General features: G+C 67.8%; 14 protein-coding genes. 8 read left to right on the top strand and 6 right to left on the bottom strand.

Annotated elements, in window-relative coordinates; genetic code table 11:
- Window positions 1–50 precede the first annotated feature (50 nt).
- The 6 genes from OMP43_RS21295 (at window position 51) to OMP43_RS21270 (ending at window position 8582) form a co-directional block, all read left to right on the top strand.
- On the top strand, window positions 51–2285 hold the full coding sequence (locus tag OMP43_RS21295; protein WP_280281562.1) for a prolyl oligopeptidase family serine peptidase: 2235 nt from the start codon (window positions 51–53) through the stop codon (window positions 2283–2285).
- Window position 2286: 1 nt separating this feature from the next.
- Window positions 2287–3960, top strand: coding sequence for a DUF885 family protein (locus OMP43_RS21290; RefSeq protein WP_280281561.1), 1674 nt, complete (start codon window positions 2287–2289; stop codon window positions 3958–3960).
- On the top strand, window positions 3905–4453 hold the full coding sequence (locus OMP43_RS21285; RefSeq protein ID WP_348538624.1) for a DUF3830 family protein: 549 nt from the start codon (window positions 3905–3907) through the stop codon (window positions 4451–4453). Before OMP43_RS21290 ends, OMP43_RS21285 begins: the two co-directional genes overlap by 56 nt.
- Before the next feature lie 13 nt (window positions 4454–4466).
- The gene (locus tag OMP43_RS21280; RefSeq protein WP_280281559.1) at window positions 4467–5366 is read left to right on the top strand and encodes a bile acid:sodium symporter; all 900 of its coding nucleotides are present in this window, start codon (window positions 4467–4469) and stop codon (window positions 5364–5366) included.
- Window positions 5367–5533: 167 nt separating this feature from the next.
- Entirely contained in the window at window positions 5534–6835 is a 1302-nt protein-coding gene (locus OMP43_RS21275) for an FAD-binding oxidoreductase (RefSeq protein WP_280281558.1), read from the top strand.
- 34 nt (window positions 6836–6869) lie between these two features.
- Entirely contained in the window at window positions 6870–8582 is a 1713-nt protein-coding gene (locus OMP43_RS21270) for a DUF885 family protein (protein ID WP_280281556.1), read from the top strand.
- A gap of 563 nt (window positions 8583–9145) precedes the next feature.
- On the opposite strand, the gene OMP43_RS21265 is transcribed toward OMP43_RS21270, so the two are convergent.
- The 5 genes from OMP43_RS21265 to OMP43_RS21245 form a co-directional block, all read right to left on the bottom strand.
- Window positions 9146–10624, bottom strand: coding sequence for a serine hydrolase domain-containing protein (locus OMP43_RS21265; RefSeq protein WP_280281554.1), 1479 nt, complete (start codon window positions 10622–10624; stop codon window positions 9146–9148).
- Window positions 10625–10847: 223 nt separating this feature from the next.
- On the bottom strand, window positions 10848–12281 hold the full coding sequence (locus OMP43_RS21260) for an indolepyruvate oxidoreductase subunit beta family protein (RefSeq protein ID WP_280281553.1): 1434 nt from the start codon (window positions 12279–12281) through the stop codon (window positions 10848–10850).
- Entirely contained in the window at window positions 12281–14407 is a 2127-nt protein-coding gene (locus tag OMP43_RS21255; RefSeq protein ID WP_280281552.1) for an indolepyruvate ferredoxin oxidoreductase subunit alpha, read from the bottom strand. Before OMP43_RS21255 ends, OMP43_RS21260 begins: the two co-directional genes overlap by 1 nt.
- Before the next feature lie 4 nt (window positions 14408–14411).
- Window positions 14412–15191 (bottom strand): cyclase family protein, encoded by a 780-nt coding sequence (locus OMP43_RS21250; RefSeq protein WP_280281551.1) that lies wholly within the window; start codon window positions 15189–15191, stop codon window positions 14412–14414.
- A gap of 37 nt (window positions 15192–15228) precedes the next feature.
- Window positions 15229–17082 (bottom strand): tetratricopeptide repeat protein, encoded by a 1854-nt coding sequence (locus tag OMP43_RS21245; RefSeq protein ID WP_280281550.1) that lies wholly within the window; start codon window positions 17080–17082, stop codon window positions 15229–15231.
- Between the two features lie 129 nt (window positions 17083–17211).
- Here OMP43_RS21245 and OMP43_RS21240 point away from each other — a divergent pair, with 129 nt between their 5' ends.
- Window positions 17212–18609 (top strand): amidohydrolase family protein, encoded by a 1398-nt coding sequence (locus tag OMP43_RS21240; protein WP_280281549.1) that lies wholly within the window; start codon window positions 17212–17214, stop codon window positions 18607–18609.
- A gap of 243 nt (window positions 18610–18852) precedes the next feature.
- Here the strand turns inward: OMP43_RS21240 and OMP43_RS21235 are convergent, their stop codons facing one another.
- Window positions 18853–19374 carry a MarR family transcriptional regulator gene (locus OMP43_RS21235; protein ID WP_086131331.1) on the bottom strand — a complete coding sequence of 174 codons (522 nt, stop codon included), beginning with the start codon at window positions 19372–19374 and terminating at the stop codon, window positions 18853–18855.
- A gap of 274 nt (window positions 19375–19648) precedes the next feature.
- On the opposite strand from OMP43_RS21235, the gene OMP43_RS21230 reads away from it, so the two are divergent.
- Window positions 19649–20977, top strand: coding sequence for a M24 family metallopeptidase (locus tag OMP43_RS21230; protein ID WP_280281548.1), 1329 nt, complete (start codon window positions 19649–19651; stop codon window positions 20975–20977).
- The last annotated feature ends 173 nt before the right edge of the window (window positions 20978–21150 follow it).

The raw sequence follows: 21150 nt of genomic DNA, 5'->3' as shown, positions 1-21150 counted from the left end.
GCCGGCAACCGGGGCCGGGAGCGTCGACAGAGGGTGAAGGTGTTGGGAAGATGATCAAGTTCAGCGTTTCCGTCCGGGCGATATCGGCGGCTCTCATGATCGCCGCGCCGGGGGCGGCGGCTCCCGCCCTTGCCCAGCAACAGGCCCAGGGGCCGGTCCGGGGCACCGCCGGCGTGCCCGGCACCAGCTTCTCGATCGACGAACTCTATCGCTACAAGAGCCTCGTGGGCATCGATCCCCAGGGCTATAGCTGGGCCGCGGACGGCAGCGCGGTGCTCTTCCTGTGGAACGACGAAGGCTATTCGTTCCGCGACATCTGGTCCTGGTCGCCCCGCACCGGGCAGAAGACCCGCCTGACCTTCCTGGGCAAGGACAGCAAGCCGGAGGCGGAAGCGAAGGGCATCGCCCAGGCGGTGTTCCTGGCCAACGGCCGCGTTGCCTTCACCCTGGGCGGCCAGCTCCATATCCGCGAGGCGGACGGCAGGATCGTGAAGGCGGAGGCCGACAAGCGCGGTATCCGCAAGCTCGCCGTCGCGCCCGACGGCTCGAAGCTCGCCTTCATCGCCGCCGCGTCCGCCGCATCGCCGGTCGCCCCCGGCGGCCAGCTCTGGGTCCGCGATATTGCGGCGGGGGAGGGAGCCGTCGCCACGCGCCTTGCCGGCAGCGACGATCCCAAGGTTTACATCGAAGATTTCAAATGGGCCGATAGCGGCAAGTCGATCGCCTTCCAGCAGGCCGACGACCGCGCCATGCCCGAGCGCGATATCTATTACGACGCCAAGGGCAAGCTGCAGAACAACCGCGTGATCCGCGCCTTCCCCGGCGAGGAGACCAGCAGGACGGCGATCGGCATGGTCGACCTCGCCACCGGCAAGTCCCGTCTGTTCGAGCGCCCCGATGCCAAGCACGACGTCTGGGGCTATGGCCTGTCGCATGACGGCAAGCGGCTGTTCGTCAGCAGCGCCGACATGGAGGCCAAGGAGCACAGCATCTATCTCTACGACGCCGCCACCGGCGGGCGCGAGACCTTCTACCAGCTGCGCGAGCCCAAGCATCTCCGCCCCGATTGGCAAGTCGCCTGGGCGCCGGGCGACGACGGCCTGATCATCCTTACCGATCGCGACGGCTGGCTTCAGCTCTACCACCAGAAAAAGGCCGGCGAGGCGCCCCGCCAGATCACCAGCGGCAAATGGGAAATCGCTTCGTTCGCGGTCGATGCCAGGAACAGGCAGCTCTATTTCACCGCCAACAAGTCCGCCCTGCAGGACCGCCAGCTCTACCGCGTGCCGCTGGCGGGCGGAAAGATCGAGCAGCTGAGCGGGCCGGCGGGCGGCACGCACGAGCCGGTCTATTCTCCCGATTTCAGCCGCATCGCCGACTGGTACAGCAATGACGACCTGCCGCCCGAGCTGTTCGTCATCGACACCGCGAAGCCCGGCAAGGCGGTGCAGGTCACAAAGTCGCCCCAGCCCGATTTCTACGGCCAGACCTGGGCGAAGACCAGCTATGTCCAGTTCCCCAGCCATGTCGACGGGATCAACCTGCTCGGCCGGGTGAGCGTCCCCGCCGATTTCGACCCGGGCAAGAAATACCCGGTCATCGTCGGCTCGGTCTATTCGGACGCGGTCCACAACCAATGGGGCGGCCGCCGCGCCCACCCGACCTGGGGGCTCGACCAGTATTTCGTCGCGCAGGGCTATATCGTCCTGACCGTCAACATCCGCGGTTCCTGGGGGCAGGGACGGGACCACAACCAGACGCAATATGAGAGCTATGGCGAGACCGACATCAACGATCTCGAGAGCGGCGTCCGCTATCTGATCGCCCAGGGCCATGCCGATCCGAAGCGCATCGGCATCTGGGGCTCGAGCTATGGCGGGCTGATGACGATCATGTCGCTGTCGAAGAAGCCTGGCCTCTATGCCGCGGGTATCGCCGGCGCGCCCGCCACCAATGTCTGGCATGCCTTCCCGGCGCAGATGTGGATCATGGGTCCGCCCGACGGGCCGGACATGCCCGGGCGCTACGAGGCGCAGTCGGCGCTGTACCAGGCCAAGGGCATCAGGGACCCGCTGATGATCATCCACGGCACCCGCGATTCCGTCGTCCTCTATTCGGACACGATGGCGCTGGCCGAGCAGATGATCCGGCGCGAGCAGCTGTTCGAGCTGGTGACGCTGCCCGGCGCCAACCACCCCTGGGACGCGGAGAACATTCCGCAGACCCGTTTCTCGTTCAAGAAGATGGTCGAGTTCTTCGATCGCAATGTGAAGAACCGGAAGTAGCATGCTGGGCCGGGGCATCGCGGTACTGATGGGAGGCGCCACCCTGTTCATGGCGCAGGCGGCGGCCGCGCAGCCGGCCGTCCAGCAGCTCGGCGCCGATTTCTGGGCCTGGCGCGGCACCACCCAGCCCGCGAGCAGCGACGATATTCCGCGCATCGTCCGCCCCGCCGGCTGGCTGCCCGACTGGTCGCCCGCCGGCGTCGCCGCCCAGCGCCGGCAGCTCGCCGCGTTCGAGGCGCGCTGGAAGGCGCTGGAAGCGGCGCCGCAAGCCATCGGCGAGAAGGTCGATTACCGGCTGGTCGGCTCGGCGCTGGCCCGCGTCCATTGGGAAATGGACCATGTCGCCGCCTGGCGCCGCCAGCCGCATTTCTACACCGCCCAGGCGCTCAACCCGGTGTTCGAGGTCCTGCTGCCCAAGCCGCCGGTCTCGCATGCGCGACTGGATGAAGTGATCCACCTGCTCGGCAACGTCCCCGCGATCCTCGCCGCCGGCCGTGCCAATCTCGACGACATGCGCGGGCCGTTCGTCGACGTCGCGCTCGGCCAGCTCGCCGAAGTGCCGGAGAGCCTGCGCGGCATGGCCGCCGGTCTCGCCCCCTATGCCGATGCGGCGCGGAAGAAGCGGCTCGGTGCCGTGGTCGAGAAGGCGATCGCGGCGTTCGCGGCCTACACCGAGTTCCTCAAGGCGAAGCGCGCCGGCCTGCCCGAGCAGACCGCTGTCGGCCGCGAGAGCTACCTCTATTTCCTCGGCAATGTCGGCATCTATCCCTATTCGCCCGAGCAGCTCGTCGCGATGGGCCGTCAGGAATGGGCGCGCTCGGTGCTGTTCGAGACGCTCGAGCGCAACCGCAATGCCGGCCTGCCGGAGCTGCCGATCGGCGCCTCGATCGGCGCCGTCACTGCCCGGCTCGACGCCGATGAGCTCAAGGTCCGCCAGTTCCTCACCGAGAAGAACCTGCTGACGGTCCCGGACTGGGTGGGGCATTACAGGGCCCAGCCTTTCCCCGCCTATCTCGCGCCGATCGGCTGGCTGGGGCGGACCTTCGATTTCACCAGCATCGACCGGACCGGGCAGGACGCGACCGTCTATCTCCCCGATCCCTCGCCCAAGCTCGGCTATTTCAACCTTTCGATCGCGCGCGATCCGCGGCCGATCATCGTCCATGAAGGCGTGCCCGGCCATTTCTTCCAGCTCAGCCTCAGCTGGCGGAACCCCGATCCGCTGCGCCGCCGCTATTATGACAGCGGCGCCAATGAAGGCACCGGCTTCTATGCCGAGGAGATGATGCTCCAGGCCGGCTTCTGGGCCGACGCGCCCAAGACGCGCGAGATCATCTATAATTTCGCGAGATTGCGTGCCCTTCGGGTCGAAGTGGACGTGAAGCTGGCGCTAGGTGAATTCACCATCGCCCAGGCTGCCGACTATCTGGAGAGGATGGTCCCGATGGACCGGGCGACGGCGCGCGAGGAAGCGACTTTCTTTGCCGCCGCGCCCGGCCAGGCGATCAGCTACCAGATCGGCAAGATGCAGACGACCGAGTTCCTCGCGGAGGCCCGGGTGCGCGAAGGCAAGTCCTTCGATCTCAAGCGCTTCCACGATTATCTCTGGACCAACGGCAATGTGCCGATCGCGCTGCAGAAGGAAGAATATCTGTCGATGGCGACGGGCGGATAGGGGGATGCTTTCGATGGATCTGGTACGTTTCACGGAGCCGAGATCGGGACTGTCGGCGCGTTGCCGCCTGCTCCCGCAAGCGGCGCCTTTGTCCTGCGAATTCCTGCGCGATCTCGCCGCGCGGCGCGCCTCGTTCGAGGCGATGCACGCGATCTGGACCGGGCCCGAGATCTCGGTGCCGATGCCCTCGGCATCCCTTCCCGAGGGCATGGCCTGGCCGCCGATCCCGGCCGAGAACGCCACCTCCTATCCGGGCGCCGGCGACATCGTGCTGGCCTATCTCGCGCCGGGCAGCACCCAGGGCCTGCCGCCCGGGCCCTTCTACGACATCGGCATCTTCTACGGTGCCGGCGGCCGGCTGCTGATGCCGTTCGGCTGGATCCAGGCCAATGTCTGCGCCCGCATCCTCGACGAGGATCTGGAAAAGGCCGTCGCCGATTGCCACGCGATCCGGCGGAACGGCGCCTGCACCATCACCGTCGAACCGGCCTGAGGGGGAGCGGGACATGACCTATGCCGATCTGATGTCCGTCCTGGGGCACTGGGTGCTGCCCGGCTCGCTGATCGCGATCATGGCCTCGATGGGCCTGTCGCTCACCGCAGCGGATTTCCGCCAGGTATTCCGCAACAAGCGCGCGCTGGTCTTCGGCGTCTGCTCGATGCTGATCGTGCCGCCGCTGATCGGGCTCACGCTCGCGCTCACCGTGGCGCCCACGCCGGCGCTGGCGGTCGGCTTCGTGCTGCTCGCCACCACGCCCGGCGGCATGCTGTCGAACCTCTTCACCGACATGGCGAAAGGCGATCTCGCCTTGTCGATGTCGATGACGCTGCTGCTCAGCATGATCTACATCTTCGTCGTCCCCTTCTATGCCCATTTCGCGCTGAGCCACTTCCTGGGGCTCGAGGCCGATGTGAAGGTGCCGCTGGCCTCGTTCTTCTGGGACATCTTCTCGATCACCGTGCTTCCCGCCGCCGCCGGCTTCACGCTTCGTGCCTTGCGCCCCGGCTTCGCGATCGCCTTCAAGAAATATCTGAAGAACATCGCGACGATCGTGCTGTTCACTGCTTTCGGCTTCATCCTGTTCGATCAGGTGCCGGTGCTGCGCGAGAATCTGGGCGCGCTGTTCTGGATCACCGTGGCGCTCAACCTGATCATGGTCTGCGTGGTGATGACGATCGTGCGCTTCGCCGGCTTCACCCGGCGCGAGAACATCGCGATCGGGATCGAGCATCTGATGCGGCAGGAGGGCACGGCGATCTTCATCGCGGTGAGCATCGTCGGCAACAACGAGATGTCGCTGCCGATGATCATGAACACGCCGGTGGCGCTCTGCTTCGTGCTGGCCTTCGTTACCATCGCGCGCCGCACCGAGCGTGCCGGGAGAACTGCGCCCGCCGCCGCCTGACCGTCCTTTGAGAACTACGCCTCTTTCAGGGGCGCGCAAACACCGCTCCCTTTGCGGGGCGAACAGAGAGTTCGAGATTACATGCAAACGTCCCGTATCACGGACGTCGCGGGGGAGTTCTTGTCCTTCGCGCCGGCCCCCGGCCTCACCCTTGTGAAGGCGTGGTGATGGAGCATCAGTCCATTTCCCGTCGCCGGGGTGGCGGGCCGTCGACCAGGCCGGTCTGGGTCGCCACGGCGGCGCCCGGCCCCGAGCTTGCGCCACTGGCGGCCGAGATCGAAGCGGATGTGCTCGTGATCGGCGGCGGCATCGCCGGCATGGCGACCGCGCTCCATCTTGCCGAGGCCGGCATCGACACGGTGCTGCTCGAGGCGGGCCAGCCCGGCGACCAGGCGACCGGCTGGAGCGGCGGGCTCGTCGCGCCCGACTATATCCGGCATACGCCCGAGACGATCGTCACGGCGCTCGGCCGCCACCATGGCGAGATGCTGACGCGGATGATCGGCGGATCGGCGCGGGCGGTGTTCGACCTGGTCGAGCGGCACGCGATCGACTGCGATGCCCGGCAGGACGGCTTCTATACGCCCGCGCACAGCGACGGGCTGGCGCAGAGCCAGCGCGGCTATGCCGATCAGTGGCGATCGCGTGGCTATGACGTCCGCTTCGTCGAGGCGCGCGAGGCGCGGCATGCCTTTGGGGTCGAGCGTTATTGCGGCGCGCTGCGCTTCGGCGACGGCGGCAGCCTCAACCCGCTCGGCTATGTCCGCGGGCTTGCCCGGGCGGCGCTGACGCAGGGCGCAAGGCTGTTCGGCGAGAGCCCGGTGCGGGCGCTCCGGCGCGAAGGCGGCCGGTGGATTGCGCGGACGCCGGGCGGCGCGGTATCGGCGCGGCGGGTGGTGCTGGCGGCGAATGGCGGCAATGCCCGGCTGCACCCGGCGCTGCGGCGCACGGCGCTGCCGCTCCACGTCGTCCAGTTCGCGACCGCGCCGCTGGACGATGTGCAGCGCGCCACCATCCTGCCCGAGGGCGGCGCCTTTACCGACAAGGTCTCCTATCTCTTCACCGCGCGGCTCGATCCGCAGGGGCACCTGATCTCGGCCTTCCCGATGTCGTTCCTGCTGCGGGGCGGCAAGGCGCATCTGCGCGAGGCGCGGCGCCGGCTCCGGCAGCATTTCGCCGCGCTGTCCGATCCCCGGATCGACCATATCTGGGAGGGGCTGGCCTGGGTGAATTCGTCCTTCCTGCCCGAGCTTTACGACCTGGGCGACGGCGCGCTGGCGATCCAGGCGGACAATGGCCGCGGCATCGGCATCAACACGCAGCTGGGCATCGAAGTGGCCGCGGCGATCGCGTCGAACAGCCGCGAGCGGCTCTCGGTCGTGCCGCGCACCCCGCATCCGATCCGGCTCCATGCCGGTGCGGCGCTGCTGCCCAAGCTGCTGATGACGATGGCCTGGCTGTCCAACTGAGCAGGTGCCTGGCCGTTCCTGGAGGAGACCGCGCATGATCCGTGCCCTGCGATTGTTCCTGCTGCCGATCGGCGCCGTGCTGCTGCTCGGGGCGGGATCGCCCGATCTCGATGCGCTGATCGCCCGGTACGAGCGCTTCTCGGAGGGCTTCCCGATGGAGGCGGGGCGTTCCGATCCCTCGCATTCCCCGCAAGGCTGGCCGGTCGAGACGCCCGCCGGTATGGCGGCGCGCAAGGCCGAGCTGCGCGCGATCGACGAGGCGCTCGCCGCGCTGCCCGATGCGGCGCTCGCATCCGAGGACCGGAGGAACCGCGACTTTCTTCGCCAGATCATCGGCTGGCGCGTGGAGGGCATCGATCTCGACGAGCGCCGCTTCGCCTTTGTCGCCCACGAAGGCTTTTACAACACGCCCTATTATGCCGCGCGCAGCGTGGAAGTGCGCGGCGACGCCGATGGGCGGGCCTGGATCGCGCGGCTGCGCGGGGTGCCGGGCTATTTTGCCGAGCAGCGCGCCAATCTCGAGCGCGGTATCGCCACGGGCTGGACCCAGCCGGCGCGGGTGGTCGACGTCGCGGTGGCGGTGCTGCGCGCCCAGATCGCGCGGCCCGTGGCGGAGGACCCGCTGCTCGCGCCGCTGAAGGGCAGGGACGCGCTGGTCGCCGAAGCGAGCCTGGTGATCGAACGCGAGATCCGCCCGGCGCAGCGCGCGATCCTGGCCTATGTCGACGGCCGCTATCGCGCGCATGCCCGCAAGGGGCTGGGCATTGCCGGCATTCCCGGCGGCCGGGACTATTATGGCTTCCTGCTGCGCTACTACACGACCACCGACCTCACCGCCGAGCAGGTCCATGCCCTGGGCCTTTCCGAGGTGAAGCGCATTCGGGGCGAAATGGACAGAGTAATCGCGGAAAGCGGCTTCAAGGGCAGCTTTGCCGAGTGGCTGCGCCAGCTTCGCACCGATCCCCGCTTCTATGCGCGCAGCCGCGAGGAACTGATCGAGAAGTACAGCGCCGCGGCCAAGCGCATCGACGGCCTGCTCCCCCGCTGGTTCGGCACGCTGCCGCGCCAGCCCTTCACCGTCGAGCCCGTGCCCGCGGACCTGGAGGAGGGCTATACCACCGCCCGCTCCGGCGGCGGCGACTTCTCCAGGGGCTTTCCGGGGCGGTTCATCGTCAATACGTCGCATCTCGACCAGCGCCCGCTCTACGAAGTGCCGGCGCTGACGCTGCACGAGGCGGCGCCCGGCCATCACACCCATGCCGCGATCGCGCAGGAGCATCCCGAATGGCCGAGCTTCCGCCGCCAGCGCGACCTGCTCGCCTTTCGCGAGGGCTGGGCGCTCTATGCCGAGCGGCTGGGGCACGAGATGGGCGTCTATCGCGATCCCTATGAAGCGTTCGGCAGCCTCTCGACCGAGATGTGGCGGGCATGCCGGATGGTGGTGGATACCGGCATCCATGTGATGGGCTGGAGCTACGAGCAGGCGCGCGCCTGCTTCACCGAGAACACCGCCCTGGCCGATATCAACATCGATACCGAGCTGGCCCGCTATATCGGCGCGCCGGGCGGGGCGGTGGCGTACAAGGTCGGCGAGTTGAAGATCGTCGAACTGCGCCGCCGGGCGGAGAAGGCACTGGGCGACAGGTTCGACATCCGCGCCTTTCACGACCTGATCCTGGCCCAGGGCCAGCTGCCGATGACGATGCTGGAGGCCGTGGTGGACGACTGGATCGCCGCGCGGAGATAGCTGTTCGCCGATGCAGGCCGTCATCCCCGTGAAAGCCGGAAACGGCTGGAATCGGGTGGCTAGCTGCCGTTCCGCGAGGTGATCGCGCGAACCCGGAACGTACCCGGACCTGCATGCTGCGACACGCATTTCACAAACGACGCCGTATTTGCGGGTTCAGGCGTCGTGATTGACCAGGAGTGATCCGTGTCGGCTCCGCTAATCTTCAGTTCCTTGGCACCGCACGCGATCAGGCTCGCGGCTATGTCTCCGTTTGCAGCTTCGACCGGGCTTTCCCAGTTCTTCCCTTTGAAGAGCCGATCAGTGGGGGCCGGACTAGGTCCCGGGTCATCAAAGACGAGCAGATGATATTCGAGCGCCGCGCCGCCACGGGGCGGCTGCCCACAACTTGCGGCCGCTAGCAGCAGGAGGCTGGCAACGGGTCGAGCTACTATCACCATTTCGAAACTATGGCCTGATCTCGCATTGTCCGCAATTTGGCGCCTTAGCCGACCCCTGAACCCGCCCACGCTGCCTCAGGAAGCCAGCGACTCCTCCAGCGCCACGCCCTCCTAGTCCGCGCATCAGCCCTTCACGCGCAGCAACGCATCTCCGTCATTATCCAGGAGGCCAGTGATCTCGCCGGTGGTGGCATCACGGGTGACGGTGATCCCTTCGCCGGTGTAGCGATCGATGAACTTGTCGTGCTCGAACGCCACCAGATGATTGGTTTTCCCGGTCGTCAGGTCCTTCACGACCAGCTCGTTATCGGCTCCGGCGGTTGCGTTGAAGAAATAATTCTCCGCGCCCATATATTGGTATCGCCCTGTGATCGCTGCTAATTCGTCAGCGGACACCGGGATTCGGGTAATCGTGCGCGTCGGGAACAGTCCCAGTGCGAATTTGTTCGAGATGGCCCGGGCCAGTTCATTTCTGACCACTCGGCCGTTCTCGGAATTCGTCATCAGGACCACCCCCAGTCGGCGCTGCGGGAAATAGAACAGCTCGCTCTTGAAGCCGGCATTGCTGCCACCATGCCCGAACGAGGCGGTTGCATCCTTCCCGCGCAATTCGAAGCCGAGGCCGTAACCATCGCCACCTCCCGGTTTGCCGCTCGGTTGGATCATCTGCTCGGCAAGCGCTCTGGATATCAATGCCCCCTTCGCCCCGGACAGGGCCTTCAGCATGCCGAAACAGAATTTCGCTATGTCGGAGGGCGTCGTCCACAAGCCGGCCGGCGCGAGCTCCGGATAGATATGCCAGCCGCCGGGAAAGGGCTGGCCATCGAACTGATGGGCAAGGCTGACATTCCCTCTGGGATAAGGGTCGAAACTGCTGTCGGTCATTTGCAGCGACGTCAGCACATGTTGTTGCATGTAGCGGCCGAAGGGCATGCCGGACTGATCCTCGATCAGCTTCTGCAGCACGACATACCCACCGCCGGAATAGGAATATCTCGATCCGGGCGCTGTCTCGACGCGAAGCGCGGGACTGTTGCCCTTGCCGTCCAGCACCCCGGCCGCATCGGGTATTGCCCGGGTCTTCTCGTAACCGGCGAAGCCGCCAACGTTCAGCCCGGCGGTGTGACTCAACAATCGGCGGATCGTGACCTTCTCGGTTCGGTTCAGTTCGCTTGAGGGAACCTTCCAGGTACGAAGATAGTCATTCACATCCCGGTCGAGGTTCAGGCCTTTGGATTGGACCAGGGTCATCACGGCAAAAGCGGTGACTGATTTGCTGATCGAAGCCGCCTGGAAACGCGTATGCACATCGACGCCTTGGAACCGTCGACTATCGGTGGATCCATAGCCCTTTGCCCAGATGACGTGCCGGTCATCGAAAACGGCCACGCTGACGCCGGGGACGCCAAGCAATGCCATGCGCTCGTTGAGATTATACGTCCTTCGAGCTTCGTCGGCCAGAACCACCCGTGGCGTCAGGCCATTCTCGATGCCTGCGATCTCCGCGGCTGACAGGCTGGCGGGAGCAGCCGGAGCGACTTGAGCCAACGCTCCGCCGCAACAGGCAATCGAAAAGACCGCGCATCCAATGCCACGATACATATGTCCCCTCTGGCTCCCCGAGCTTCTAGCCTGCCAATATCCTCATCGAGTATGGCCGCCGCGTGACAAAGCTCCAAGCGGAAGCTGGGGTTCCGAACCTTCATGGTTGCTTTGGGGAAGCGGTCACATGGTACCAGGCGCCAGCTATCGGCGCGCGCTGGAAAGGCATGGAAGGCCCCACAATCGGGCGATGGCCAACCCCTCGGATTTGTCCAAACCGCGCCTAGGAAGCCAGCGCCTCCCCCAGCGCCACGCCGTCCTCGTCCGCCAGCGCCGCCTCGCGCAGGCGCCGCAGCCCGGCCGCATCCAGACCGCCGGCCCGCCAGCGCTCGACGATCCGCGCATAGTTGCCCAGCCCGCGCGCGAACGTCTCGCCATAGCCCTTGATCAGCCGCTGGCATCGCGCCAGCTCGATCGCCGCATCGGCGTCCGCCGCGCGGATCAGCGCCAGCCAGTCCTCGATCCGCGCCTGCTCCATCTGGTAACGCAAGGTGCCGCGCCGCCAGCGCCGCCAGCCGGCGAGCAGGGAAAGCATCAGGAACCAGCGCAGGCCGGTGGTCTCGACATGGCGGCCCTTGGCGAAGAGCGGCTCCAGCCGCCGCGACCAGCGCTCGCTCGCCAGGATGCGGCGGCCGATGCCGGCGGGCAGCGTCTCGCAGACCTCCTCCAGCCGCGGGTGCATATATTCGGTGAGCTGGACGATCTGGCCGTCCTTCGCGCGAACCTCGCCCCGGACGCGGGCAAAGCGGCTGGCGCGGACCTTGAGGTCGGCGACACGGATCGTGTCCTCATAGGACATCCACAGCGCGAGGTGACGCGCCGCCTCGGCGAGCAGCACCGGGTCGCTGCCCAGGCTGTCGAGCCGATCCAGGTACAGCACGGCATAGTCGGCGTCCTGATAGTCCATCAGGCGCCGGACCCCTTCGCGCGCGAGGAACCGCGCTTCCCGCGGAAAGTCGGCGTCGATCCGCGCGGCCAGGGCACGGCCGGCTTCGGAGGTGGGGGCGGTCGCGTCGGGCGCTTCCGGCTTCGGCTCGGGCTTCCCCCGGGCCGCGTCGAACCCCGCCGCGAAGCCGCGCAGATTCGCCTCCACCGCCTTGCCGCCGGCGCGGATCGCGTCCTCGAAGGCGGTGCGGGGAAAGGGCAGGGCGCCGCTGCCGGCCAGCGCGCCGAACAGCACCGAGCTGATCACGCTGCCGGTGCGCTCGGCGACCGCGTCCATGTCGAAGCCGATGAAGCGCCCGGCGCGTTCCCCGGCAGCGGCCAGGATCCGCTCGGTGCTCGCCCGGCCATCGCCCATCGCCGACTTCTCGGCGATGGCATAGACGCGGTGCGTGGAGCCGATCAGCGTGGTGCGGCTGGTGACGAACCCGCGCAGGATCGCCCGGCCCGCTTCCATCAGCTCGGAGGCGACGACGATATCCACATCGCCCGGCACGGGCGTCAGCGCCAGCACCGGCGCGCCGGTGCCCCCTTTCGGGATCATCTCGACATAATAGACGGTGGCGCCGGTGCGCTGGGCGACGCCGGGAACGGAAGTGCCCTGCGCGACATGGGCGCCGCGCTCGCCAAGCTGGACGATCCAGTCCGCCAGCACGCCGCCGCCCTGGCCGCCAAGGCCCAGCACCGCGATGGTGATCCGCGCGCGCTCCGGCATCAGAAGGCCCTCGCGGCGATCGCGCGGGCCGCGCGGCGCTGGAGCGCGCCGATCACCCAGCCGCGCAGGCGCTGGCGAAGGCGATCCCGGCGATCGGGATTGGCGATGATCCGGGCCTTGTAGAAGGAAGGGCAGAGCACCGCGGCGTGGCTCACCTCGCCGCAAACGCCGCAGCCGACGCAGCTATTCTCGACATGGGCCACGGGATCCTGGCGCAGCGGATCGGGATTGGGCCGAATCGTGAGCGAGGGGCAGCCGGAGAGGCGGATGCAGCTATGGTCGCCGGTACAGGTATCGGGATCGACGCCGAAGCGCTCGCGCACCACGCGCCGGCCCGCCTTGAGCGCCTTCGCCACCTGCGGCTTCAGCCGGCGCTGGCGATTGAGCTGGCATTCGGACTGGGCGACCAGGACCTTGGGGCCTTTCTCCGCGCTCGTCAGCGCCGCGCGGATCGCGTCGCGCATGCCGGCCACGTCATAGGTGCGCGTCATCGTCCACGCCCAGCCGATGCCGATGCCGCGCACCGCCTTCTCGATCGGGTTGTTGGTCTTGCGGCCCGGCGGCCTGGCCCGCGAGGAGAGGATGTCCTGGCCTCCCGTGGCGGCGGAATAGCCGTTGTCGACGATGATCGTCAGATTGTCGTCCTGGTTGAAGACGGCGTTGCCGATCCCGGAGGTGAGGCCGTTATGCCAGAAGCCGCCATCGCCCATGATCGCGATCGCGCGCCGGTCGCGGGGTTTGAACGCGGACGCGCCGGCGGTGCCCAGGCCATAGCCCATCGTCGTGTTGCCGATATGGAAGGGCGGCAGGATCGAGAAGAGGTGGCAGCCGATATCGGCGGAGACATGGAAGGCGCCGAGCTCCTTCTGCACCAGCTTCATCGCCGAGAAGATCGGCCGCTCCGGGCAGCCGGTGCAGAATCCGGCCGGCCGCTGCGGCACCGCGCCGGGAGGCAGGGCGGGGGCGGGGGCCACGGGTTCTTCGGCAGGCGCTCGCTCGGGAGCATAAGCGCGCAGGAACTTCGCCACCCCGTCCCGGATCACCGCGCCGCCATATTCGCCCGCGCGCGGCAGCACATCCTTGCCGACGATCCGGGTGTCGAGCCCGGCGCGGCGCACCAGGGTGTTCAGCTCATGCTCGATGAACTCGGGCTGCCCTTCCTCCACCACCAGCACCGCGCGCTTGCCGGCGCAGAAGTCGCGAACCTCGTCGGGGATCAGCGGATAGGCGACATTCAGCACATATACCGGGATCGCCACTTTCCCATAGGCGTCGGACAGGTCGAGCAGCTCGAGCGCGCGGTTCAGCGAGTTGAACAGGCCGCCCTGGACGATGATGCCGATCTCGTCGCTTTCGGGCCCGAAATGCTCGTTGAGCTTCTGTTCCCGGATGAAGCGGATCGCGGCGGGCCAGCGCCGCTCGATCTTCTCCACCTCGTGGAGGAAGTTGGCCGGCGGCAGCACGATCCGGTCGGCGTCGCGCACCGGCGCCTCGGCCGCTTCCGCCACGGTGAGCCGGGGGCGCCGATTGTCGCGCGCGACGAAGCTGCCGGTGACGTGGCAGGCCCGCACCCGCAGCTCGAGCATCACCGGCGTGTTCGACGCCTCGGACAGCGCGAAGCCCTTCTCGACCATGTCGACGATCACCGGCAGGCTGGGCCGGGGATCGAGCAGCCACATCTGCGACTTCATCGCAAAGGCATGGGTGCGCTCCTGCATGATCGAGGAGCCTTCGCCATAATCCTCACCGAGGATGATCAGCGCGCCGCCGGTCACTCCGCCCGAAGCGACGTTGGACAGCGCGTCCGAGGCGACATTGGTGCCCACCACCGATTTCCACGCCACCGCGCCGCGCAGCGGATAGTTGACCGAGGCGGCCAGCATCGCCGCCGCCGTCGCCTCGCTCGCCGAGCTCTCGAAATGGACGCCGAGCTCACCCATCAGTTCGTTCGCATCGGCGAACACGTCCATCAGATGGCTGATCGGCGAGCCCTGATAGCCGCCGACATAGGCCACTCCCGCCTGGAGCAGCGCCTTGGTGACTGCGAGGATCCCTTCGCCATGGAAGGTCTCGCCGTCTCCCAGCCGCAATTGCTCGACTTCCGCCTTGAACGAACGCTCGGCCATCCGCTCAGCCCGCGACCAGCGCCAGGACGCGCAGCGGGCTGCCCGAGCCGCCCCTGATCTTGAGCGGCGTGGCGAGGATCACCGCGCCGGTGGGCGGCAGCTGGTCGAGATTCTCCAGGCATTGGAGCCCGTAGCGGCCCGCCGCGTGGAACAGCGTGTGCGCCGGATAGGCCGGATCGAGGAGATGCGCCTGGCCGGCATCGGTGCCGATCGTCTCCACGCCGAGCCCATGCGCGTCGCGCGCGTCGATCAGGAAGCGGACCGCTTCCGCCGAGGGGCCGGGCGTGTGCGCCCCGTCCTCGCGGCGATTGGTATAGGCATCGACGTCGCGCTTCGACCAGTCGGTGCGCAGCAGGATCCAGCTGCGCGGCGGGATGCGGCCATGCTCGGCTTCCCAGGCCGCGATATCCTCGACGGTGAGGAGATAGTCGGGGTTCTCGGCCGCAGGGGCGGAGATGTCGATCACCACGGCCGGCGCGATGAAGTCGGCCGGCGGCACCGTGTCGACGGCGTTGTTGGGCAGGTCCCTGCCGGTGATCCAGTGGATCGGCGCGTCGAAATGGGTGCCGGTATGCTCGCTGACGGTGAAGTTGTTCCAATACCAGGCGACGCCGCGCTCGTCATAGCGCGAGATCTCCTCCTGGCTGAACCCGGCGCACTGGCCGAACTCCGGGGGCAGGACGAGCGTGGGCGTGTCCGGCGACAGCGTCTGGGTGAGGTCGATCGCGCGGATCGCGCCCGATGCGATGCCCGCGGCGAAACTCTCGAGCGTCTGGCTGGTCATGTCTGTCCTCCCTGGGGCTGGTTGTGCTCGCGCCCGGTCATGCGGGCACGATGTCGAAGGCGATGGTGGTGCGGTGGCCGGCATCCTCGAACGGCACCGTCCCGTGGTAGAAATAGGAGGGGAACAGCACGAGCAGCCCGGGCTCGGGCCGGATCATGCGGGTGATCCGCTCGCGTTCGCCGAGCCGCAGCCCGCTCTCCCCGAACTTCAGCCAGCCCTGGCGGTGGAAATCCACCGCACGGGGCAGGGCGACATAATAGCAGGCGCTGATCCAGCCCTCGGGGTGGATGTGGTTCTCGTGGAAGCCGGCGCTGCGCAGCCGCACCGACCAGGAGCCGGAAAAGGCGAAGCGGCCGGTGTTGCGGCGGAGGAAAGGGTGGTCGGGATCGTCCGGCAGCGCCGCGAGCCAGGCGCGGACCCGTGCCTCGATCATCGCGCGCACGGCGGCGATCGCCGGATCGGGCCGGGCGAACAGGTCGTCGCTGGTCTGGCTGCCGCCGCGCAGCGTCTGCCCGAGGGGATGCCGGCGGTCGCGGTGGAGCGGGGTGAGCGCCGCGTCGAGCCGCGCGTTGAAGCCCATAGCATCGCCGCCGGGCGGCGCGACCAGGCTCGCCGAGACCAGGCGCTCGGCATCGTTCAGCCAGGTTTCGCGCGGATCGCCGGTGAAGCGCCAGGCGAGGCCCTGGAGCGCGAGCGCCTGCTGGTCGAACGGATCGGCGGCGAGCAGCGGCTTCAGCCGCGCGAGCGCTTCGGCGGGGCGATCGAGGATGACATCTGCCCGGGCAGCCTCGCGCGCGGCGGGCGCGAAGCCGGGATCGCCGGCGAGCGCGGCATCGAACTCCGCGAGCGCTGCTTCCGGCTCGCCCAGCGACCAGCGGGCCCGGCCGAGCTGGTGGCGCAGCTCCGCTCCGGCGCGGCCGGCATGGGGCGCGAGCAGCGCGGCGGCACCGGCGGCGTCCCCGGCCAGCAGCAGCCGGTCGGCCAGGTCGCAGAGCAGCCCTTCGTCCCCCGGAAAGCGGGTCAGCGCGGCGCGATAGCTGGCGAGCCACGCCTCGCCGCGCCCTTGCCGCCACAACAGGTTGTTGAGCGACCGGTGCGCGGCGCGATCGGCGGGGCGCAGGGTGATCGCGCGTTCATAGGAGACGATGGCGGCGTCGGTCCGGCCCAGATCCTGCAGGCAATGGCCCAGGGCATAGGCGATCTCGGGATTGGCCGGATCGATCTCGGCGGCGCGGGCGAGCAGCGGCAGGGCCTCTTCCGGCCAGCCGGCCAGGCGCAGCGCGACGCCCAGGTTGAGCAGCGTGGCGGCATGATCCGGCCGCAGCGCGAGCGCGGTGCGGAAGGCGGCGATGGCGTGATCGAGCTCGCCATTCGCCCGCCGCGCCTGGCCGAGCGTGGCCCAGGCGCGCGCGTTGCGCGGATCGCGGCGCAGCAGCGGGGCGAGCGTCTCGCAGGCGGGCAGCGGCTGCCCGGCGGCGAGCAGGGCGATCGCCAGGTTCACCCGGGCCTCGTCATAGCCGGGCGCGAGCGACAGCGCCTCGCGATAGGCCCGCACCGCGCCCGCGGAGTCGCCCAGGTCGCCCAGGCTGTTCCCCAGATTGTTGTGCACATGCGGCTGGTTCGGCGCGGCCGCGAGCGAGCGGCGGAAGAGCGCCACCGCCGCCGCGTGCCGGCCGGCCTGCCGCGCGATCATGCCGAGCAGCTGGAGCGCGTCGGGATTTTCGGGCGCGAGCTCCAGCAGGTGCAGCAGGATGGCCTCCGCCGCTTCGCCCTGGCCGCCGCGCGCCAGCGCCATGGCATGCCGCAAGGCCTCGCCCAGCGCCGGCGCGCCGAGGCCGTCCGACTCCGCGGGCGGAGGGGCCGGGCCTTCATGTCGCGGTGCCTGCTCCATCGAACGCAATTCCCATGGCGGATGTCCTTCCGGGAGCCCGCCGAGGGGGAAAGGTTGCAAATGCCCCTTGTCTCGTCAAGAGAATCACGCTTTAAATCATGTGTAAATGGGAATGATGAGGATGTTGCCATGAGGGAATCGAGGCAGGGCGGCGCGGTTCGGAAACGGCTCCTGCGGGGTGCGGCGATCTCGGCGGCGCTGCTGATCGGGGTGTTGACGCCGCATCTCGCGCATGCGCAGCGCGCGATCCCCGAGACGACCGACGATGTCCGCCGCCTGCCGATTCCGCCGATCGACCGCAGCCATGAGCCGGTGATCGTGCTCAGCGGCGGGACGCTGCTCGACGGGCGGGGCGGCGCGCCGATACCGAACGCGGTGGTCGTGCTCCAGGGCGACCGGATCCTTGCCGCCGGCCCGGCTGGCACGCCCGTGCCCGCCAATGCGGCGCGGACGATCGATGCGCGGGGGCTGTGGATCCTGCCGGGCCTGATCGACCTGCATATCCACTTCACCCAGCAGCGCGGCACCGACATGGGCCGCTATTCCGACAGCCCGGCCGCCGCGGCGATCCGCGGCACGGTGCTGGCCGAGCAGATGGTCACCGCGGGCATCACCGCCGCGCGCGATGTCGGCACGATGGACGACGTGGCGCTGCGCATCAAGGAAGCGGTGGATCGCGGCATGATCCGGGGCCCGCGCGTGATGTGGAGCGGCAAGCTGCTCGCCAGCACGGGCGGGCATGGCGACGAAGTGACCTCCACCGCCACCGGCCGCGAAAAGCCCAATCTCGGCGGCGATCCGCATGGCGTCGACGGGCCCTGGGAATGGCGCAAGGCAGTGCGCGAGCAGGTCCGGCGCCTGGCCGACTGGATCAAGATCAGCGCCCCGGCCGCCCGCGAGGAGCTCGCCGCGGCGATCGACGAGGCGCATTCGCTGGGCGTGCCGGTCGCGATCGACAGCTATGGCAAATATACCGACTGGGCGATCGAGGCGGGGGTCGACACGCTCGAGCATCCGCTGCTGCTGAGCGACCAGGCCGTGGCGCTGATGAAGAAGCACGGCACCGCCTTCGTGCCGACGATCGGCGCCTTCGACAATCTGCTCGAGGGCGGCTACCCGACCGCGGGCATTCCCAGCGGCGGCTTCTACTACACCCATTCGCGCCGCTTCGTGATCAACCAGCAGGATCATCTGAAGCGCGTGAACGAGGCCTGGCGCGCCGGCGTGCCGATCGGCGTGGGCACCGACATCCCGTTCGAGAATGAATGGCGCTATCCCGACGCCTATTTCCGCGAGCTCGACTATCTCCATCAGGCGGGCATGACCAATGCCGATGTGCTCGCCTCCGCCACCAGCATGGGCGCCCGGATCATGCGCATGGGCGACAAGCTGGGCACGATCGAGCCGGGCAAGATCGCCGACATCCTGATCGTCGGTGCCAATCCGCTGGATTCGCTGAAGAACCTGCGCGACGTCCGCTATGTCATCGCGGATGGCAAGCTGGTGGTGGACGGCAGGGGCCGGTAGGCGCGTCGATATTCGGCTTTTCCCCCGCCGCTTCCGGCTGGCGGGGAGGGAAACACGATGTCGAAGTTTCTCCCTTCCGTCATGCTGAACTTGTTTCAGCATCCAATTCTCCACCGGCGATATCGCCCGTGGCAGGTTGGACCCTGAAACGAGTTCAGGGTGACGATGGAATTGGGTTCGAAGCGTTGCCGCCCCGCAAGGCTGTTCCGGCCCGGCTGCGCGATCGCCCAGCCGCGTCTCCGCTCACTCGATCGGCAGCTTGCTCAGGTTCGCGCTGATCTTCTGCAGGGTGCGCAGCAGATGGGCGATGTCGCGGTCGCTCACCCCGTCCATCGCGCGGCTGAACTGGCGGCCGACGATCGGCGTCAGCTTGCGCAGCGTCTGCTGGCCGGCCGGAGTCAGCGTCACCTCGGTGATGCGATTGTCCTCGGGGTTGGGCTCGGTGGTGACGAGGCCCTGCTCGACCATCCGGTCGATGATCCGGCTGATCGTCGAGCGCTTGGTCAACGCCGCCTCGGCGATCGCGCCGATGCTGGCTGGCTGGCGTTCGCGCAGCACGGTCATCACGCGATAGATCGGCTTGGACACGCCATGCTTGTGCAGCACGATGTCCATGTCCTCGTGATATTTGAAGTCGGCATGCGCCATCAGGTAGAAAGGCGAGTTCTCGAGACGGAAATTGGGGCTGCTCGGGTCGTAGACGCTGCGATTGTCCATCAGGTCCTCTGCCGTTCTCGCCGTTTTCTTCACCGCGCTGGTGGCCATGTTTCCCTCAATCGTTCCGCAGGATCAAGACGTTGCGCCGGGCCGGACGGCATCGGGCAGGCGAATTAGCCGAAAACATATGTTTCTACACCTATCAATCGTCATTTGCGCCGGATCGGTTGCGTGGCGGAAACGCCATGGACGCCCCCGTCGCGCGGGAAGGCGGGCCCATGCCGAACACGCGGTGAAATATCAACGAAAATTGCGTGATTATTGTTCCATTTCCGTGACGGGCCTGCCACCTTCCCCGGGTATAAGTCATGGGAGAACAAGCGTGTCGTCGAAACGCCGCCATCGCCTGGCCCTGCCGCTTGCCGTCCTTCCCTTGCTGGCGGCGCTTCCCGCCCAGGGGCAGGAGGCCAGGCGGCGCTGGGACCAGATGTGCCAGATCCGCAAGGACAAGCTCGACCTGATCCTGCCCGAGGCGATGCGCGAGAACCGCATCGACATGTGGATCGTCGCCTCGCGCGAGGGGCATGACGATCCCAATGCCGCGCTGCTCGGCGGCGGCTATGTGGGCGATGTCGGCTATCATGTCTTCACCGATCGCGCCGGCAGCGGCCGGATCGAGCGGGCCGCGATGGGAATCGGCGGCGCGGCGTTCGACCAGTGCCCGCTCTACGACCTGAAGCTCTCGCCCGCCGAGCTGCGCAAGTTCGTCGAGGCGCGCGATCCCAGGCGGATCGGCATCGATATCGCCACCGAGATCGGCACTGCCGACGGGCTCAGCCATTCGCTCCACGCGAAGCTGGTCGAGACGCTCGGCCCGGCGCTGGCGGAGCGGCTGGTTTCGGCCGAGAAGCTGGTCTCCGACTTCCGTTCGCGCCACTCGATCCATGAAATCGCGGCCTTTGCCAGGGCGGGGGAATATTCGCGCACCATTCTGGAGCGTGCCCTCTCCAACGAAGTGATCGTGCCCGGCCACACCACCACCGGCGATGTCGCCTGGTGGATGATGGAGCAGCTCCACAAGGAGGGGCTGGGCAGCAGCTTCGGCCTGCCGAGCATCTATGTCCTCGGCCCCGGCGAGCGCGGCCCGGTCTCGGGCGACCATGTGATCCAGCCGGGCGACCTGATCACGGTCGATTGGGGAGTGAACTATCTCTTCTACTATACCGACATGAAGCGCATGGCCTATGTGCTGAAGCCTGGGGAGAACGCCCCGCCGCCCGGCGTGCAGCGCGCCTATGACAAGGCGCAGGAAATCCGCCGGATGATCCTCGACGTGATCCGTCCGGGCGTGACCGCCGGGGACGCGCTCGCCGCGGTCAACCGGCGCGTGGCGGCGACGCCGGGGCTGGCGCTCGGCCGCTATGACGATCCGAGCAGGGACATGAAGGTCTCGGACGTGGTGATCGGCAGCCATTCGGTGGGAGATTGGGGCCATGGCTCGGGTCCGTCGATCGCCGACTTCAATCCGCTGCGCATGACCTACACGCTCCGCCCCGGCAATTTCCTGTCGATCGAGCTGTTTCTCTACACGCCGGTGCCCGAATGGGGGGCGCGCAAGATCAAGATCCCGCTGGAGGACAATGGCGTGGTCACCGAGCGCGGCTTCGAATGGGCCTATCCGCCCAACAGCCGCATCCTGCTGGTGAAGTAAGGCGTGCGGGCCGCTCCGGGCGCGCTTGCAATGTAGGGTTTCGCCTGCTTGGCTCGAGCGGTCGGCCCTGGCTGCCGGCCGCTCTTTTGCTTTGTTGGAAAGATAGGATCAGCCGCGCGCAGCTATGTTGCGAGATGCGCGCGCTTTCCGGGAAAACAGGGAAAATAGGCCGC

Source organism: Sphingomonas sp. CBMAI 2297, assembly GCF_029870595.1.
Classification (GTDB): Bacteria; Pseudomonadota; Alphaproteobacteria; order Sphingomonadales; family Sphingomonadaceae; genus Sphingomonas.
Note: the sequence above shows the minus strand (reverse complement) of the source record. Positions and strands in the feature narration are given on the sequence as shown.

Excerpts from the sequence above, each read along its gene's own strand:
- OMP43_RS21290 (WP_280281561.1), top strand. The coding sequence starts at position 2,287 with ATGCTGGGCCGGGGCATCGCGGTACTGATGGGAGGCGCCACCCTGTTC.
- OMP43_RS21255 (WP_280281552.1), bottom strand. The coding sequence starts at position 14,407 with ATGGCCGAGCGTTCGTTCAAGGCGGAAGTCGAGCAATTGCGGCTGGGA.
- OMP43_RS21250 (WP_280281551.1), bottom strand. The coding sequence starts at position 15,191 with ATGACCAGCCAGACGCTCGAGAGTTTCGCCGCGGGCATCGCATCGGGC.
- OMP43_RS21270 (WP_280281556.1), top strand. The coding sequence starts at position 6,870 with ATGATCCGTGCCCTGCGATTGTTCCTGCTGCCGATCGGCGCCGTGCTG.
- OMP43_RS21280 (WP_280281559.1), top strand. The coding sequence starts at position 4,467 with ATGACCTATGCCGATCTGATGTCCGTCCTGGGGCACTGGGTGCTGCCC.
- OMP43_RS21235 (WP_086131331.1), bottom strand. The coding sequence starts at position 19,374 with ATGGCCACCAGCGCGGTGAAGAAAACGGCGAGAACGGCAGAGGACCTG.
- OMP43_RS21265 (WP_280281554.1), bottom strand. The coding sequence starts at position 10,624 with ATGTATCGTGGCATTGGATGCGCGGTCTTTTCGATTGCCTGTTGCGGC.
- OMP43_RS21285 (WP_348538624.1), top strand. The coding sequence starts at position 3,905 with ATGTGCCGATCGCGCTGCAGAAGGAAGAATATCTGTCGATGGCGACGG.
- OMP43_RS21260 (WP_280281553.1), bottom strand. The coding sequence starts at position 12,281 with ATGCCGGAGCGCGCGCGGATCACCATCGCGGTGCTGGGCCTTGGCGGC.
- OMP43_RS21240 (WP_280281549.1), top strand. The coding sequence starts at position 17,212 with ATGAGGGAATCGAGGCAGGGCGGCGCGGTTCGGAAACGGCTCCTGCGG.
- OMP43_RS21275 (WP_280281558.1), top strand. The coding sequence starts at position 5,534 with ATGGAGCATCAGTCCATTTCCCGTCGCCGGGGTGGCGGGCCGTCGACC.
- OMP43_RS21245 (WP_280281550.1), bottom strand. The coding sequence starts at position 17,082 with ATGGAGCAGGCACCGCGACATGAAGGCCCGGCCCCTCCGCCCGCGGAG.
- OMP43_RS21295 (WP_280281562.1), top strand. The coding sequence starts at position 51 with ATGATCAAGTTCAGCGTTTCCGTCCGGGCGATATCGGCGGCTCTCATG.